At 38.4% G+C, this 16,497-nt stretch carries 14 protein-coding genes and 2 riboswitches; of the genes, 8 read left to right on the top strand and 6 right to left on the bottom strand.

All coding sequences use genetic code 11. From position 1 onward, the window contains the following. Positions 1-241 precede the first annotated feature (241 nt). Complete coding sequence (locus QUF49_RS00965; RefSeq protein WP_289493894.1) at positions 242-1,783, top strand: glycosyl hydrolase family 28-related protein; 1,542 nt, start codon at positions 242-244, stop codon at positions 1,781-1,783. A 20-nt stretch (positions 1,784-1,803) separates the two neighbouring features. Here QUF49_RS00965 and QUF49_RS00960 read toward each other — a convergent pair whose 3' ends face one another. The 4 genes from QUF49_RS00960 to rlmN form a co-directional block, all read right to left on the bottom strand. Next, entirely contained in the window at positions 1,804-2,343 is a 540-nt protein-coding gene (locus QUF49_RS00960; RefSeq protein ID WP_289493893.1) for a GNAT family N-acetyltransferase, read from the bottom strand. Positions 2,344-2,356: 13 nt separating this feature from the next. After that, the gene (locus QUF49_RS00955; protein ID WP_289493892.1) at positions 2,357-4,309 is read right to left on the bottom strand and encodes an endonuclease MutS2; all 1,953 of its coding nucleotides are present in this window, start codon (positions 4,307-4,309) and stop codon (positions 2,357-2,359) included. 338 nt (positions 4,310-4,647) lie between these two features. Then, complete coding sequence (locus tag QUF49_RS00950; protein WP_289493891.1) at positions 4,648-4,827, bottom strand: hypothetical protein; 180 nt, start codon at positions 4,825-4,827, stop codon at positions 4,648-4,650. A 249-nt stretch (positions 4,828-5,076) separates the two neighbouring features. Next, on the bottom strand, positions 5,077-6,156 hold the full coding sequence (rlmN, locus tag QUF49_RS00945; RefSeq protein WP_289493890.1) for a 23S rRNA (adenine(2503)-C(2))-methyltransferase RlmN: 1,080 nt from the start codon (positions 6,154-6,156) through the stop codon (positions 5,077-5,079). A 317-nt stretch (positions 6,157-6,473) separates the two neighbouring features. Here rlmN and QUF49_RS00940 point away from each other — a divergent pair, with 317 nt between their 5' ends. Further along, positions 6,474-7,964 carry a peptide MFS transporter gene (locus tag QUF49_RS00940; RefSeq protein WP_289493889.1) on the top strand — a complete coding sequence of 497 codons (1,491 nt, stop codon included), beginning with the start codon at positions 6,474-6,476 and terminating at the stop codon, positions 7,962-7,964. Between the two features lie 117 nt (positions 7,965-8,081). Here the strand turns inward: QUF49_RS00940 and QUF49_RS00935 are convergent, their stop codons facing one another. Both QUF49_RS00935 and QUF49_RS00930 read right to left on the bottom strand, forming a co-directional pair. Beyond that, complete coding sequence (locus QUF49_RS00935; RefSeq protein ID WP_289493888.1) at positions 8,082-8,894, bottom strand: MetQ/NlpA family ABC transporter substrate-binding protein; 813 nt, start codon at positions 8,892-8,894, stop codon at positions 8,082-8,084. A 28-nt stretch (positions 8,895-8,922) separates the two neighbouring features. Then, the gene (locus QUF49_RS00930; protein ID WP_289493887.1) at positions 8,923-10,314 is read right to left on the bottom strand and encodes an LLM class flavin-dependent oxidoreductase; all 1,392 of its coding nucleotides are present in this window, start codon (positions 10,312-10,314) and stop codon (positions 8,923-8,925) included. A gap of 119 nt (positions 10,315-10,433) precedes the next feature. Then, positions 10,434-10,536: riboswitch (SAM riboswitch) on the bottom strand. A 155-nt stretch (positions 10,537-10,691) separates the two neighbouring features. Then, positions 10,692-10,804: riboswitch (SAM riboswitch) on the top strand. A gap of 287 nt (positions 10,805-11,091) precedes the next feature. On the opposite strand from QUF49_RS00930, the gene QUF49_RS00925 reads away from it, so the two are divergent. The 6 genes from QUF49_RS00925 (at position 11,092) to QUF49_RS00900 (ending at position 16,467) form a co-directional block, all read left to right on the top strand. Then, positions 11,092-12,255: an acyl-CoA dehydrogenase family protein gene (locus QUF49_RS00925; RefSeq protein WP_289493886.1), complete on the top strand. Its 1,164-nt coding sequence runs from the start codon at positions 11,092-11,094 to the stop codon at positions 12,253-12,255. 147 nt (positions 12,256-12,402) lie between these two features. Beyond that, positions 12,403-13,185 (top strand): DUF817 domain-containing protein, encoded by a 783-nt coding sequence (locus QUF49_RS00920; RefSeq protein ID WP_289493885.1) that lies wholly within the window; start codon positions 12,403-12,405, stop codon positions 13,183-13,185. 126 nt (positions 13,186-13,311) lie between these two features. After that, on the top strand, positions 13,312-14,187 hold the full coding sequence (locus QUF49_RS00915) for a helix-turn-helix domain-containing protein (protein WP_289493884.1): 876 nt from the start codon (positions 13,312-13,314) through the stop codon (positions 14,185-14,187). A gap of 44 nt (positions 14,188-14,231) precedes the next feature. Then, a complete protein-coding gene (locus tag QUF49_RS00910) occupies positions 14,232-14,612 on the top strand; it encodes a VOC family protein (RefSeq protein WP_289497556.1) in 381 nt (126 codons plus the stop codon). Positions 14,613-14,776: 164 nt separating this feature from the next. After that, entirely contained in the window at positions 14,777-15,466 is a 690-nt protein-coding gene (locus QUF49_RS00905; RefSeq protein WP_289497555.1) for a response regulator transcription factor, read from the top strand. Beyond that, positions 15,463-16,467 carry a sensor histidine kinase gene (locus tag QUF49_RS00900; protein ID WP_289493883.1) on the top strand — a complete coding sequence of 335 codons (1,005 nt, stop codon included), beginning with the start codon at positions 15,463-15,465 and terminating at the stop codon, positions 16,465-16,467. Before QUF49_RS00905 ends, QUF49_RS00900 begins: the two co-directional genes overlap by 4 nt. Positions 16,468-16,497: the final 30 nt, after the last annotated feature.

Below are 16,497 nucleotides of genomic sequence, written 5' to 3'. Positions count from 1 at the left end.
ACAGCAACATGTAAACGTATTTGTAAACTTGCAAACAATTAAGCAAACAATTGCAAACATATTTGTAAACATGTAAACTTTTTTGTTTGCATCGGTGTTTTACCTTTTCAGAATCCCCTCCCCTTCTCGTTATTCATTCTATTGATTACATAATTTGAGATAGGGAAACCATTAATTATAGTTAATCTATTTAAAAGAGGTGATCATTACTTTGCTGCATTTAGATAAAAAACATAGTCCAATGAAAAATAAAGAACTTCTTGAAAAATTACAGCGTGAACATTCCATATCACAACCAGTTGAATTACTCACATCGGAAAACCTATTCAAGAATTCGAGTAAAAAGTGGTCACAACAAAAGGGTTTAACTTTTGAATGGTTAAAATTTTTAACGAAAAGTTTTTTGATTAAAAGAGTGCCTTATAACGATATACAAACAACAGATTGGGAACTTGATGAAAAAGGAAATGCCTTTCCCAGATGGATAAATACGTTAGATCAGCAATATGAAGTGCTATATGGTCAAATAAAAGGGGAAGTAAACGTCATAGATTATGGCGCGGTTGGTGACGGTGTAACAGATAATACAGAAGCATTTCGTAAAGCGATAGGAAAAGGCAGAGTAATCGTGCGCATTCCAGAGGGAATATACGTTACAAAAGGGATCAAATTGCCTTCATGGACGATTCTTTTAGGGGAAGGAAAGGGCAAAACAACCTTAAAACTGCATGATCAGTCCCCAAAAGCAGAGTGGCTCGTCACAAACAAGAATCACCTTAAAGGGAATCGAAATATTGCAGTAAAAGGAATGAGTTTGGACTGGAACATTGAAAGATTAGGGGATGAAGAAAAAACAAGTGCAGGTAACAATCGATCTAGCTGTGTTACTTTTGCTAATGTTACGTATGGCTGGATGATGGACCTCGAGGCCATTAACCCAGGGCTGCATTGCTTTGATGTCTCCTCTTCTGTTTATACCTATCTAGGCGATGGGACGCGCTCAAGAGGAGGCAGCAAGTACATTTGGTTAGATAATCTTAACGGATATGGATTCGGAGATGATGGGATTACAACCCACCACAGTGAATATATCTTTATCTCCAATTCTCATATGTGCGATCCTAGCGGAAGGTCTCATAAAAAGGGGTTTTCTAACTCTAATGGTATTGAGGTAGACGATGGATCACATAACGTATGGCTTTTAAACAACTCCACCACTCGCTGTTTTGGCGGCGTAGAAGTAAAAGCTCATCATAATGCTTCTGCAGCGACCAATGTGCATATTTATGGACATATTTCAGTGAATGACAACCGATCCTACAATTTTCGTCATATTGGCCATCATAAGGACATGGATCCCCCATCAAAAACGGCACACCATATTTCCGCTACAAACATCTTTAGCATCGCACCTATATATACCGATCTATACAATGATTCAACACCACGAGGTCTAGTCGTAGCAGGATATAATCATGTTGTCATTAATGGTTTAACATTTATCGGCGACCCCTCCTACGACTATAAACAAAACCCGGTAATTGCCATCCAATACAGAGCTCGTAATGTCATTCTCAATCAGATTTTCATTAAGAACTTTTCCTCTGCTGGGCCCGCTGTAAAAGTGTACGGCGGACCGAATCGCGCTGATGATATCTCACTTACCGACATTACATGTGATTCTTCTGTTTCAAAGGCAGTTGATGTAGGACGCGATATTGAAAATTCTATAGTCGACCGTGTTGTTATCCTGCCTGCACAAAAAGAGACATCTACCACGTGAGTGAGATGTCTCTTCCTTTTTTATAAAATTTTCTCTAACTGAATGTCTAAAGGCTCTTTTTTTAACACATCAACGTTAATTTCTGAAGCGCGTTTACATCCTACTGCATCATAAAAGGCCTGTGATTCAATAGACGGATGTGCAGCGATGTATAGTTTCTCTGCCCCTAACTTCTTTGATTCTTTACAGCATATTTCAAAAAGCTTTTTGCCGATTCCTAACCCTCTTGCTTCACTTGAAACATGAATGTACGGAAGCTCAACGTATTGATTTTTTGAACCAAAACGTTCGCTCTCTACACTTGCAAAGCCAACTAGCTTCTCCCCGTCAAATGCTCCTGCTACAATGCCATTGTTTGTAACGCATAACCTTAGCTCATCAATTACTAACTTCTTCTTGTCAGCTGACCAGTCATCAATAAAGTAGTCATCCTTCGTTTTTAATTCATCTTCTTCTAAATACCATACATTTTTTGTTTCCTGATACCGTTTAAAGCTGTCTAAAAGGTTATCCCCTAAATCAGTGAGTTCTAAAATTTTATAGACGATCTTACTTTCCATACTTCTCCCCCGATCAAATTTCTTCTCTTTCAATCGAAAGTCCCTCAATGTGCCGCTTTTTCAAGAGTTTATCTTTTTTTCGATTTTCTTTAGACTCAAAAACGATATCCATATCATAGTTTTCAGGATAAAGCATCTTACCTTCAATATGGAGCTTCAGCCGTTTCTTATGGATGTAATGTTTGTTGTTTTCCACCATTACACCAAACTCTCCTTGGTTATTCTCTAGTTCAAATACAATCCCTGCTGTCTTTAGACTTGAAACATAAACGCGGTCACCGATTTGAAAGGATTCACCTTGGAGATCATCGGCTTTCTGTTGTTTTTTAAACTGAGTTTTCACTTTCGAATGAGCTTTATCCCTTAAATGAGCTATCTTTTCAAATTCTTCTGTGGAAAACATTCCTGAATTCTCTTTGTCCACATGTGGATAACTTTCTTTTTGAGTAATACTCTGTGCACGGTGGATAACCTCTTCGTCCATCCCAAGTTTGATAGCGATTGCGAATGCCTGGCTTTTTCCCGCTTTACCGATAACTAATGAATACATAGGCTGAAGTGTCTCTAAATTAAATTCCATTGATCCATTTTCAAAACCTGGAGTGACAGCAGCAAATTCTTTTATCTCACTATAATGCGTGGTTGCTAGAATCATACTTCCCTTGCTGTACAGTTTTTCAAGTATGGCTACCGCAAGGCCCATACCTTCTGATGGATCCGTTCCTGCTCCTAGTTCATCTAAAATAACGAGATCTTGAGGTCCTGCATTTCTTAAAATCGAAATAATATTTGTCATATGCGAAGAAAATGTACTTAAAGACTGCTCGATGCTCTGTCCGTCTCCGATATCAACAAAAAGTTCTCTAAATACTGCAAAACAGCTGCCTTCTCCCACAGGTACATGAAGACCTGACTGAACCATTAACGTCAACAACCCGACGGTTTTAATCGCAACCGTTTTTCCTCCTGTGTTCGGGCCTGTAATAACCAAGGATTGATAATTTTCACCCAACATAAAATTTAATGGAACGCATTTCTCACCAAGAAGCGGATGCTTGCCGTTTTGGATTTTAATAACGTTATCTTGGTTGATTTCAACACCTATCGCATCTATTGATCTGCTATATTTGGCTTTAGCGAAAATAAAATCATAGTGTACCATCGCTTCAATTGTGATGTGCAGCTCTCTCTCAAATCCCGCTACCATTCCTGTCAGTACACCTAGGATCATTGAAATCTCAATCTCTTCTTCTGCTCGTAACATACTTATTTCTGTTTGCAGTTTCCTCACATCGTTTGGTTCCATATAGACAGTTGCTCCGCTAGAAGAACGGTCAAGAATCTGGCCATCGATATTTCGTTTGAATTTACTTTTCACAGGAATTACATAGCGTCCATCTCTCATTGAAACGATTGGATCCTGCAACATATCGCGATAAGCTGCTGACTTCATCATATTATCTAGCTTGGATTTAATTCTTTCTTCTACCACCGCTATTTTTTTCCTTACTTTTAACAAAGCTTTACTGGCATGATCATCAACTCTGCCGTTTCGAATACACCGATAGATTTCATCTTTTAAATCGCTCAGATCAAACATGGAATAGGCATAAGTGGATACTGCAGGTGCTAAAAAATTCTTATCTTTCATAAAACGCTGCATTCTCGTGACATTCTCGAGCAAACCGTAAATCAAAGTGAGCTGCTCAGGTGATAGATTTAAACCTTTTTTTGGTATTTCAAGCACTTGTTCCAATCCATTCAAATTAGCGATCGGAACGCTAGCACTTTTCTCCAGAATCCGTTTAGCTTCAGTCGTATCAAGCATCCACGATTTGATTATAGATACATCTGAAGAAGGCTCCAGTTTTTCAATCATTTCTTTCGTTGCTGCATTCATTGCATATGAACTAAGATTTTCTTTAATTTTGTTAAATTCAAGCATAGTAATGGTTTGTCTATTCAAATGGATCTACCTCCAAAATTTTTTATAGCGACTTTCAATCAAAATTTCTTTTATCCCCTCCTCTTAACAGAGGCCAGGAACGTGCCAATAAAAAAAGACAGAAATGAACATTGTCATTTCTGCCTCATAGATAGACTTCACCCTAAAAAACTGCATAAAAAAATCGGCTCATAAGAAGAGTCCGCAGCATCAAAGGAATGAGTATGATGGCTTGTATCTGACCGCTGTTCTTAACTATTGGCGGCAACAAAAGAGCACGACAAATAAACCGGGCAACCCGTTTCATTTTTTCTTTTGCATACCTGTATCCAAATTGTTTTAGTTAAGAACGACAACGCTCACAAACACACCAACCTTTCCATTGAATTACCATCATCATATGTAATTCTTTTACAGTTGTCAACATAATTGTTTTCGTAAACTTTTTTCTTTGAAGTGGTAGATTTCCGTTCCAGATGCTCGCTTTCCGCGGGGCAGGCGGTGAGCCACATTTGACGTTTCACTTTTAAGTGTCTCACCTGTCTAGTTGCAGTGGCTAGCCCCTCGAGGTCAAAAGTTAAATGGTCCAGAAGGTAAAGTGCGCCTTCCTAGCCCATTCACCTTTTGCTTGTCAGGGCTGAACGAGCCACTTCCACTTTTCGGACTGCCCGCCTGTCCCGCAGGAGTCTCGCATCTTACACTCCAATCAACGGTCACAGAAGAAAATGATATTTGAAAACAACAATCCGCAAGAAAAGAGACCGGTCATATAAACCAGTCTCTTTTTGTTAAGATATGTTTGATTGATCTTTATCCTTTTTAATCTGCTTACTTCTTAACTGGCCACACGCTGCATCAATGTCTGTACCGTGTTCTTGACGAATCTTACAGTTGATACTGTTTTTCTTGAGCGTATCATAAAAAGCTAGAACAGATTCTTGGTCACTTCGCTGATACTGACTATGCTCATCCACTGGGTTATATGGAATTAAGTTAATATACGTTTTCTTCTTTTTGTCTTGAAAAAGAGCCGCGAGTTCGACCGCTTCTTCTACATGATCATTTACATCTTTTAATAGAATATATTCAATTGTAATCCTGCGATTTGTTTTCTCAATATAATAGTTGATTGCATCCATTAGCTTTTCAACGGGAAAAGCTCTGTTGATCTTCATAATTCGTGTACGCAGTTCATTATTTGGTGCGTGAAGGGATAAAGCGAGATTTACAGGGATGTTCACATCTGCAAACTCGTACATCTTATTAACGATTCCACTAGTAGAGACCGTAATATGCCTTGATCCGATCGCAAGCCCCTTCTGATCGATCATGATTTTTAAGAAGTCCACCATGTTCTCAAAGTTATCAAAGGGTTCGCCGATTCCCATTACTACGATATGACTTACTTTTTCTCCCTTACCCACTGCGTCTAAATGATGCTGAACGTTCATGATCTGCTCTACAATTTCCCCACTGGATAGATCCCGTGTTTTTGTTAACAAACCACTCGCACAGAAACTGCACCCGATATTACATCCTACTTGGGTCGTTACACATACAGATAAGCCGTATTTATGTCTCATCAGTACGGTTTCGATCAAGTTGCCGTCATTCAATTTAAATAAAAATTTTACTGTTCCATCTGATGCTTCTTGCTTAACGTGCTCACGAAGCGTTTGAATGGTGAAGTTTTCGGTTAATAATTCGATACAATCGTCTTTGATATCGATCATTTCCGAAAAAGTGGTTACCCGCTCTCTATAGAGATAGTTCCAAACTTGTGAAGCGCGATAGGGTTTATATCCGTGCTGGCCAAGCCATGCTGTAAGCTGTTCAATTGTTAATCCATAAATGGAATTTTTGTTCATTGATAAAGACCTCTTTTCAAACCTTAAACTTATTCTTCTATACTACTGAAATCTTACTCGTATCACAATGTTATAAGTATTTTCCCAACACCTTACAATTATTTTTGATTTTTGAGCATACTACTTTAGAATTTTTTTTACTTTATTTATACATGTTTTATTCTACATTTTGCATAGATATAAGCCATTAGGCCTATATAGGTTGTAATTTCCATTTACGAATGCATAAAAACCTGTAATAATAGACAAGCCGAAAACTTTTGACAATAATAAATATTTCAAAGTATTATATTTAATGAACTAAAGGAGGTTGTCTTATGTCAGACATCAATAGACAGAAAATTGTGGATAGTGTACCTCAAAAAGGCTTCTTTGGACATCCTAAAGGTCTATTTACACTTTTCTTCACTGAGTTTTGGGAGCGCTTTTCTTACTATGGAATGAGAGCAATCCTCATTTATTACATGTACTATGAAGTTTCAAAAGGCGGTTTAGGGCTAGAAGAGTCCTCTGCTTTAGCAATCATGTCCATTTATGGTTCACTTGTATATATGTCAGGTGTAATTGGTGGTTGGTTAGCAGACAGAGTTTTTGGTACATCTAGAGCACTATTCTATGGTGGTATTTTAATTATGATCGGTCATATTGTCTTGTCACTACCGGGCGATCTGACTATGTTATTCATTTCAATGGTCTTTATCGTTATTGGGACAGGCTTACTTAAACCTAACGTATCAAGCGTAGTAGGTGACATGTATGCAACAGATGATAATCGCCGAGATGCTGGTTTCAGTATTTTCTATATGGGTATTAACTTAGGTGCTTTCCTATCTCCATTAATTGTAGGAGAAGTTTCAAAAACGAGCTTCCATCTAGGATTTGGAATTGCAGCACTTGGTATGCTATTAGGACTAATCGTATTTGCTGTTACTAAGAAAAAGAATCTTGGTCTTGCAGGTACTGTTGTTCCTAACCCATTATCTCCAGCTGAGAAGAAAAAAGTATCATTAATCGTTGGTATTAGTGTGGTTGTGTTAGCTGTAATTCTAGGTACAACAATTCCTGTTGGTATCTTTACATTAGACGTATTCATTACATTAGTTGGTATTTTCGGTATCACGATTCCGACTATCTACTTTATTGTTATGTACCGTAGTCCTAAAACGACAGCTACTGAGCGTTCAAGAATTATCGCTTATATCCCGTTATTCATTGCATCTGTAATGTTCTGGGCTATTCAAGAACAAGGTTCTACAATTCTTGCTGTATATGCAGACAAGCGTACGGACCTTGAATTTGCAGGTATTACGATTTCACCTGCTTGGTTCCAATCATTGAACCCGTTATTCATCATTGTTCTAGCTCCATTATTTGCTTGGATCTGGGTAAAGCTTGGTGATCGTCAACCGACAGTACCAAAGAAATTTGCTTTAAGTTTATTATTTGCAGGATTATCATTCCTAGTTATTCTTCTTCCTGCATACTTTGGTGGAGAAGATTCTCTAGTTAATCCATTATGGCTTGTGCTTAGTTACTTTATCGTTGTTCTTGGTGAGCTTCTCTTATCACCAGTTGGTCTTTCAGCAACAACGAAACTTGCACCTGCTGCATTCTCTGCACAAACGATGAGCTTATGGTTCTTATCCAGTGCAGCTGCACAGGCAATTAACGCACAAATCGTTAAATTCTATACAGATAAAACAGAAATGATGTACTTTGGAGTAATTGGTGGAGTAGCCATTCTTCTAAGTATTATCCTATTCATGCTCTCGCCTAAGATTCAAGGGTTCATGAAAGGTGTTCGTTAATATCTACATGCAAAAAACCACTGACGTGATGGAAAGCCCATTATGTCAGTGGTTTTTTTGTTTTGCTGTTATTGTAAACTTAGTTGCTTTTCGTACAAATCATGTGAAAAGTAGTAATTACTTATTCATCCAATCTGGCTTATGAAACTCATTAAAATCACTCTCTATTACTTTCCTAAATTCATCTGATTCTACTGCTGCTTTAAGATCTTTTGCTAGCTTAGAATTCTTATCTTTTTCAAGTACAACAATTCGATTAATGATTTCCTCAGGCAGTTTGTCTTTAACAAGGGCATCCTTCAGGTCCAGACCTGAAGAGATGGCAAAGTTTCCGTTTACTGCTGCCAAATCTACCGAATCTAGTGTTCGAGGAGTTTGTGCAGCCTCTACAGGCTGAAATTTAAGGTTCTTCGGATTTTTGGTAACGTCTTTTTCCGATACTTTTAAAGGATTTGCCGAACCGTCAATCTCAATTAATCCGTTATCTCTTAAAACGGTCAAACCTCTCGCTAAGTTAGTTGGATCATTCGCTAAAGTAACCGTGCTTCCAGGCTTTATTTCATCTAGTGATTTGTATTTCTTAGAATAAATTCCGATCGGTGCAGTCGGCACTGTTATGACAGAAGCGAGTTTCATATTATTCTCTGCTCCAAAAGCGTCCATATAAACTTTATGCTGAAAAAGGTTGGCATCCAATGAACCGCTTTTCAATGAAATATTTGGCTGAACATAATCATTGAACTCTTTTACTTCAACGGTGTAGCCCTTTTTCTCAAGATAAGGTTTTACCCCTTTTTCAAGCATGTCACTGTATGGAACGGTTGCCCCTAATGTAATTTTCTTTGTTGCACCTTCTTCTGATGAACCACAGCTTGTCAACAGTACGATAATAAAGATAGCTGCAATAGTAAATAACGAATATCTTTTCAATTTATCTCTCTCCCCACTTCTTTCATTTTTATCTGCTTTCTGCAAAAACTCGTCTATATTTTGCCCCAGGATGGTCTTTTGGCAATAACGACTCCCCGTTAGGAAATAATTTTTCGCGTAGTGTGCCTTTGTTGTATTCTTTTTTGTAAAGACCTCTCTCTTGAAGAACAGGAACAACTAACTCCACAAAAGACTCTAAATCTCCAGGTGTTACAAGGTGATTTAAGTTGAACCCGTCCACTCCAGACTCTTCAAACTGTGCTTGGATGCCATCTGCTACCTCTTCTGGGTTGCCGATGATAAAACTTCCTCTGTCAGGGGACTCGAAGCGATTCAATACCTCTCCTACTGTCAAAGGTTTCGGAGCATCCGTAGTAAGCGTTGCAGCTTTATAATGTCCGCCTTCTGTTGATTTGTTGTATCCAAAAGGAGTATCTGGATCTAATTCTTCATATTCTGCAATATCATAACCGCTTGCCCCGTATTGTGCTTTTGCAGCATCAGCACTCCATACGCTTGCATATTCTTTAAACTTTTCTTCTGCTTCTTCTGTTGTTTTTCCGACCACCACGTTTAAGAATGAAAAAATTTTGATGTTTTCAGGGTTTCGACCGTGTTTTTCTGCACGCTCTCGAATGTCGTTCGTATAATAGCGAATTCTTTGAGGTGTTGGGCCGCCAACGAAGATACACTCTGCATGCTTTGCTGCAAAATCACGGCCTCGCTCTGACGTTCCAGCTTGATAAATCACAGGTGTTCTTTGTAGCGAAGGCTCACTTAAATGTGGTCCTTCGACATTAAAATATTGTCCTTTATGATTAATCTCATGAACTTTCTCAGGATCTACAAGCGTATTGTTTTCGGGGTCTTCAATAAATGCACCATCTTCCCAGCTGCTTTCCCAAAGCTTGTATGACACTTCTAAATATTCATCAGCGATGTTGTACCTCTCATCATGTTTAATCATATCTTCTAAACCAAAATTCCTTGCAGCGTTCGGCAAGTAAGACGTGACCACATTCCAAGCGATACGACCTTTTGTTAAGTGATCAAGTGTGGAAAAACGTCTCGCGTTGCCAAAGGGCTGTTCATACGTAGTACTAACCGTTACGGCAAACGATAGATTTTCTGTAACACTCGCCATCGCAGATATGAGAAGCGCTGGATCATTCAGCGGCACTTGCAATCCATCACGGATTGACGGATGCTTGCTTTTTTTGTACACGTCATATACGCCGAGCACATCTGCAAAAAACACAGCATCAAACTTTCCTTTTTCTAGAAGTTTTGCGTATTCAATCCAATAATTCAGATTCTTGTAGTTTCTATGTCTCTTGTTCTCCGGGTGCTTCCAAAGGCCATGAGAATTATGCATGGCACTCGTCATCTCAAACGCGTTAAACAAAATTTCTTTACTCAAAATTGTTTCCTCCGTTGCATAGAATTTTTTTGTACCCGTTCCAAGAGAAAATGAAAAAACCTCTTCAAATTAAGAAGAGGTTTAAAAATACGTTAAATAAACATACGTATATAGATCTCCTCTTATCTTTCAAGCTACTAGCTTGCTGGAATTGGCACAGTACTAAAAATAGTTGTTGCCGAGGCTTCAAAGGGCCAGTCCCTCCACCTCTCTCGATAAGGAATCGATAATATTCAATTTAGTAACGAAATATACAGGAATAAAAATAACCTGTCAATGGAATTTAGAGAAATAAATTAATTTTCTTAACAATCAGTTTTTTTGTTGACAGCGGTTTGTTTTATCCTCTATAGTGATGACTAATAATTAAATATTGTATCTTATCAAGAGTCAGGGGAGGAACTGGTCCTACGATCCTGCAGCAACCGCTTTTATTAAAAGAAAGGTGCTAATTCCAGCAGATGTTCTTTGAATGTCTGATAGATGAGAGAGCGTGTTAGCACATGGAATCTACGTCCTCTTTCGTCTTTGAAAGAGGGCTTTTTTGTGCTTGGTTGTACTTCGATGTCATGTGAGCGGTTGATTTCCGTTCCAGGTGCTCGCTTTCCGCGGGGCAGGCGGTGAGCCACATTCGTACGCTTCACTTTTAAGTGTCTCACCTGCCTACCTGTCCCGCAGGAGTCTCCCACCTTACACTCCAATCAACGGGTCAGTGAAGTCCTTTATGTAAGCCAAATACAAAATCCAACTTATTTCCAAAAACTATAGGAGGCAAACATGAGCATACCTTTGAGAAAAACCATCCAAAAAGATACTTTTGAAGAGACTATAAACACCGCCCTATCACTAAAAGAAAACTTTAAGAAACGAGCAGAACATGTAGATCGAGAAGGAATTTTCCCATATGAGAACTTTCAAGACCTGAAGGATCATGATTTCCTTTCACTCACCATCCCAAAAGAATATGGTGGTAAAGGATTAAATCTTCTTGAGTTTTTAACCATTCAAGAGCACTTAGCTGAGGGAGATGCTCCTACTGCCCTCTCTCTTGGGTGGCATCTGGGTACACTTTTAGAGGCGGCAGAAAACCGGCATTGGAAAGGCGACGCGTTCGCTAATCTTAGCCGAAAAGTTGTTGAACAAAAAGCACTCATTAACTTGGCACAAACAGAGCGCGCGACAGGAAGTCCCTCTCGAGGGGGTATACCTACTACAACAGCAGTCAAGAAAGCAGACGGATGGCTGATTAACGGAAGCAAGGCTTTTACTTCTATGGCAGAAGCCCTTGATTACTCGGTCATCACAGCCACAATCTCAGAAACCAATCATAAAGGATTTTTCTTAGTAAATCACAAAGAAAAAGGGGTTTTTGTAAAAGAAACATGGGACAGCATCTCGATGAGAGGAACAAAAAGTGATGATCTCCTATTGAACGACGTTTATGTACCTGAGGAAAATTTACTTGTCGTAGAAGATGGGAAAAACATCGTACCTAAAGGCTGGTATCTGCAAGTGCCTGCAGTTTATCTAGGTATCGCAAGAGCAGCACGGAATTACGCAATTGAATTTGCGTCAGAGTATAGCCCTAACACCTTATCAGGACCTATCTCAGATGTGCCAGAAGTGAGAAGAAAGATTGGCAAGATCGAACTTGAGCTATTTCAAGCAAGAACGATTCTTCACGCCGTTGCTGAAAAATGGGTAAACCACCCTGAACAACGTCAGAATCTAGGTACAGAACTCGCTGCAGTTAAGCATTCTGTAACAAACAGCGCGAACAGAGTGGTTGATCTCGCGATGAGAATCGTTGGGGCTAGAAGTCTTTCTGTACAAAATCCGCTTCAACGGCACTTTCGAGATGTAAGAGCCGGTCTTCATAATCCACCAACAGATGATGCAATAGTTTATTCACTAGCTGATGCAGCACTGACAAAGAGGTAAGCTCTTTTTTACAAGACTAACATGAATCTGTCAACTGACAGATCCCTGTTAAAATAAACAGCTTTTTGTATGATGTGCTTCTGAACACCATAGGTTATTATAGATACAATATATTTCCATTTTAATCTATAAAAAGGTGGTTGGCTCATGAGGGCGCTCGTTCAGTTCACATACTTACAAGCACTTTCTTGTATCTTTCCTGTCGTTATCTTTGGTGCTTTAGCACTTTCAAAGTTTATCAGCATCCCTCTTATACCACGATACGATTTTATCCTAATCGTTTGCTTGCTGACCCAGATCGTTATGATCCTGACAAAACTAGAAACGATGGATGAACTTAAAGTCATTTGTGTCTTTCACTTGATCGGTCTTGCTCTAGAATTGTTTAAGGTTCATATGGGCTCGTGGAGCTATCCAGAAGAAGCATATACAAAGATCTATGGAGTTCCCCTCTACAGCGGCTTTATGTATGCAAGTGTTGCAAGCTATATCTGTCAGAGCTGGAGACGATTAGATCTTCACATTACAGGATGGCCCAAACCCCTGTACGCTTTTGGAATATGTTTTCTGATCTATATGAATTTCTTTACTCATCATTTTTTAATCGATGCAAGATGGATATTGATTACTCTTCTTTTTCCGATTTTCTATCAAACAACTGTTCATTATCGAATTCTCAACAAAGTATATAAAATGCCTATCATTCTTTCGTTTTTATTAATTGGGTTTTTTATATGGATTGCAGAAAACATTACAACCTTTTTAGGAGCATGGCAGTACCCGAATCAACAAACCTCTTGGTCACTTGTTCATCTCGGTAAGATCAGCTCTTGGTTCTTACTCGTCATCATCAGCATCATTATTGTTGCACAGTTAAAACGGATAAAAAGTCATCAAAAAGAAACGTCTTTTCATACTAAAAACCTTTAGCATTGGCTTATAAGCCCGTGCTTTTTTTCATTGTTTCATGTGAAACATTCCTAAAACAAACGCGTACACGAACTGCTTTATAAGGTATAATTTCCCTATTAAACTCTGTATAGGAGAAAAAACATAATGGCTGAGAAAATCGCATCGAATTATATTCTGCACGCACAGAGTGACCAATTCGATTGGCATGGAAACGGGCTTCTCTCCATCAAGACCTTCACGAACGGAAAAGCTCATTACAAAACGAATAAAGGTTATTTTGCCGTTGAAGATGATTTTTATCTGCTGCTAAACGCAGGTCCTTACGCCATCACTATTGATGAACAAACGGAAGTTGAATCCTTTTGTGTTTTTTTTCAAGATAAATTTGCTGATGATATTTTTCGGAACATGTCTGATTCATCCATTAAGCTTCTGGATGAACCTTTCCATAACAAGACACCTGATTCTTTTTTTGAAAAAACTTATCAAAAAAGTTCTGTTCTGAACGATCAATTAAATCAGTTAAAGAAGTCAACCTATCTATATAAAGATGATTCACTCTTACTAGATGAACAATTTCATTTCATCATGCAGTCTATTGTATTTGAGCAAATGAATACGTGGGAAAAAGTGAACAAACTGGATGCTGCAAAGCCATCTACACGTGAGGAAATTTATAAAAGAATCTCCATAGCCCATGAATACATTCGTGCTTTTTTTGATAAAAAGGATATTTCTCTTGATGAAATTGCTGCTGTCTCTTGTTTATCGCCCAATCATCTATTACGAAACTACTTTACCATCTATAAAAGAACACCTTTTCAACACATTGCAGATCTGCGTATTAAAAAATCCATATCTTTGTTACAGAACCTTGACTACTCAATGACCGACATTACGTTTGAAATTGGGCTGAACAATCCTGTTTCATTTAGCAAATTGTTTAAACAGCACGTTGGACTCTCTCCCCTTCAATACCGAAAAAAGGTGATATTGGATAAGAATCAAACGCTAAGTTAGTTTATGATGATGAAGAAAACAATAAGGGAGAGATAACCATGACCATTCAAACGAATGTTATTCAAAAAGTGGGACAGCTTGCCGTACCGGTTCATGACATCACACGCTCGATTCATTTCTATAAGGACATCTTAGGACTAAATCTATTATTTCAGACAGATACGATGGCGTTCTTTGATTGCAACGGACTTAGAATCATGTTAACCCTGCCTGAGAAAGAGGAGTTTGCTCATTCCAGCTCTGTTATTTATTTTAACGTTGAGCACATTAAGCAAGCCTACAAAACGCTTCAGGAAAAAGGAGTAGCGTTCGTCGATTCACCGCACATCGTTGCAAAAATGGGAAATACAGAAACGTGGATGGTATTCTTTAAAGATTCTGAAGGAAATACACACAGTTTGATGAGTGAAGTTGAAGTTTCATAGTTTTTGTAAAGGACCCCCGAGTATGGGGGTCTTTTTATTTGTACAAAAACAAAAATCCCATCGCCGTATGAAAGAGAATTCTTATAAACGGCTTTTGGTAGTAAATATCCAAGTTATGCTATACACTCAATGTAAATAATATGGTGATTTGCGTGGTGATGGATTTGTTTAAAGTTTTATTAATTGAAGATGATTCAACGCTATTTAACGAAATTAAAGAACGTTTATCTCAATGGTCGTATGAGGTTTACGGTATTACTAACTTTGGACGTGTTATTCAGGATTTCATTGATATCAAACCAGACCTAGTCATCATTGATATCCAGCTGCCTAAATTTGATGGCTTTCATTGGTGCAGAAATATTCGGTCTCATTCCAATGTTCCCATTATCTTTTTATCCTCTCGCGACCATCCGAGTGACATGGTGATGTCCATGCAGCTTGGAGCGGATGATTTTGTACAAAAGCCCTTTCATTTTGACGTATTAATCGCTAAGATCCATGCGATCTTACGACGTGTTTATAACTACAACAACGAAGCGGTATCCTTGAAGTCGTGGTGCGGGGCAACCATACACTATGACAAAAATTTAGTAACAAACGATAACGGCTCTGTTGAACTTACAAAGAATGAAATGTTCATTCTTAAGCTTCTGATTGAACAAAAAAATAAAATCGTTAGTCGTGACAATCTTATAAACAGCTTATGGGATGATAAACGTTTTATTAGTGATAACACGTTGACCGTTAACGTAAATCGACTGCGAAAACGTCTAGATGAGATCATGTTAGGTCAATATATTGAAACCAAAGTAGGCCAGGGATATATGGCGATTGAAGAGGACAACGTATGATTAAGCGCTTTTTAACAGAAAGAAGAAGCTGGATCCTGTTCTTCCTTCTCCAACAGGTGATTTTATTATTTGTCGCTTATGTAGATCCAGCCATCTCCCTGTCTGCTGCAAGTTATTTTGTTTTTTTATTCTTTATTCTCTTCTTCTTATTTTTATTTCAACGTTATCAAAAAGAGACAGCTTTCTATAAAACGCTAACCGAAAGAGAAAGCGCCCTTGATGCTTCTACTCTCCTTTCACCTAGGTCTCCTTTTGAAGCGATTATAGAGAAAAGTATCATCGAACAAACACAACATTTAAAGCAAACCGCTTCTTACAATAGAATTGAGATTGAGCAAGAAAAAGATGAGATGCTGTCTTGGATTCATGAAGTGAAAACGCCTTTAACAGCCATGCACTTAATGATTCAGCGGATAGGCGATGACGCATTTAAAGCTGATTTAACGTATGAGTGGCTGCGTATTCATCTTCTGCTCGATCAGCAGCTCCATCAAAAGAGAATTCCTTTTATTAAAAACGATCTTTATATGGAGAACGCTGATTTAGAATCTCTTCTTTTTTCTGAACTAAAAACACTGCAGTCGTGGTGCATTCAAAAAGGGATTGGGTTTGATTTTGATCTGCAGATTACGCATGTTTTAGCTGATACAAAATGGCTTGCATTTATCATTCGTCAAATCCTTACGAACGCCGTAAAGTATAGTGATTCCTCGGATATCTTGATAAAAAGTTATGTGCAAGATGAACGTACATACCTTGAAATTAAAGACTCTGGACGTGGAATTGACGAGCGAGATCTACCCCGTATTTTTGATAAAGGATTCACTTCAACTACACAACACCATGATCAAGCCTCAACCGGTATGGGGTTGTACTTAGCTCGGAAAGCAGCAAATTCTCTTCATATAAACATATCTGCAGATTCAAAGCTACATGATGGAACAACCTTTACCCTTCTGTTCCCAAGCAAAAATGAATTTCAACAGATTATGGGCATGTGACAAAAGTGTCACATGCTTTTGTATTTTGTT

The organism is Fictibacillus sp. b24, from assembly GCF_030348825.1.
Lineage (GTDB): Bacteria > Bacillota > Bacilli > Bacillales > Fictibacillaceae > Fictibacillus.
Note: the sequence above shows the minus strand (reverse complement) of the source record. Positions and strands in the feature narration are given on the sequence as shown.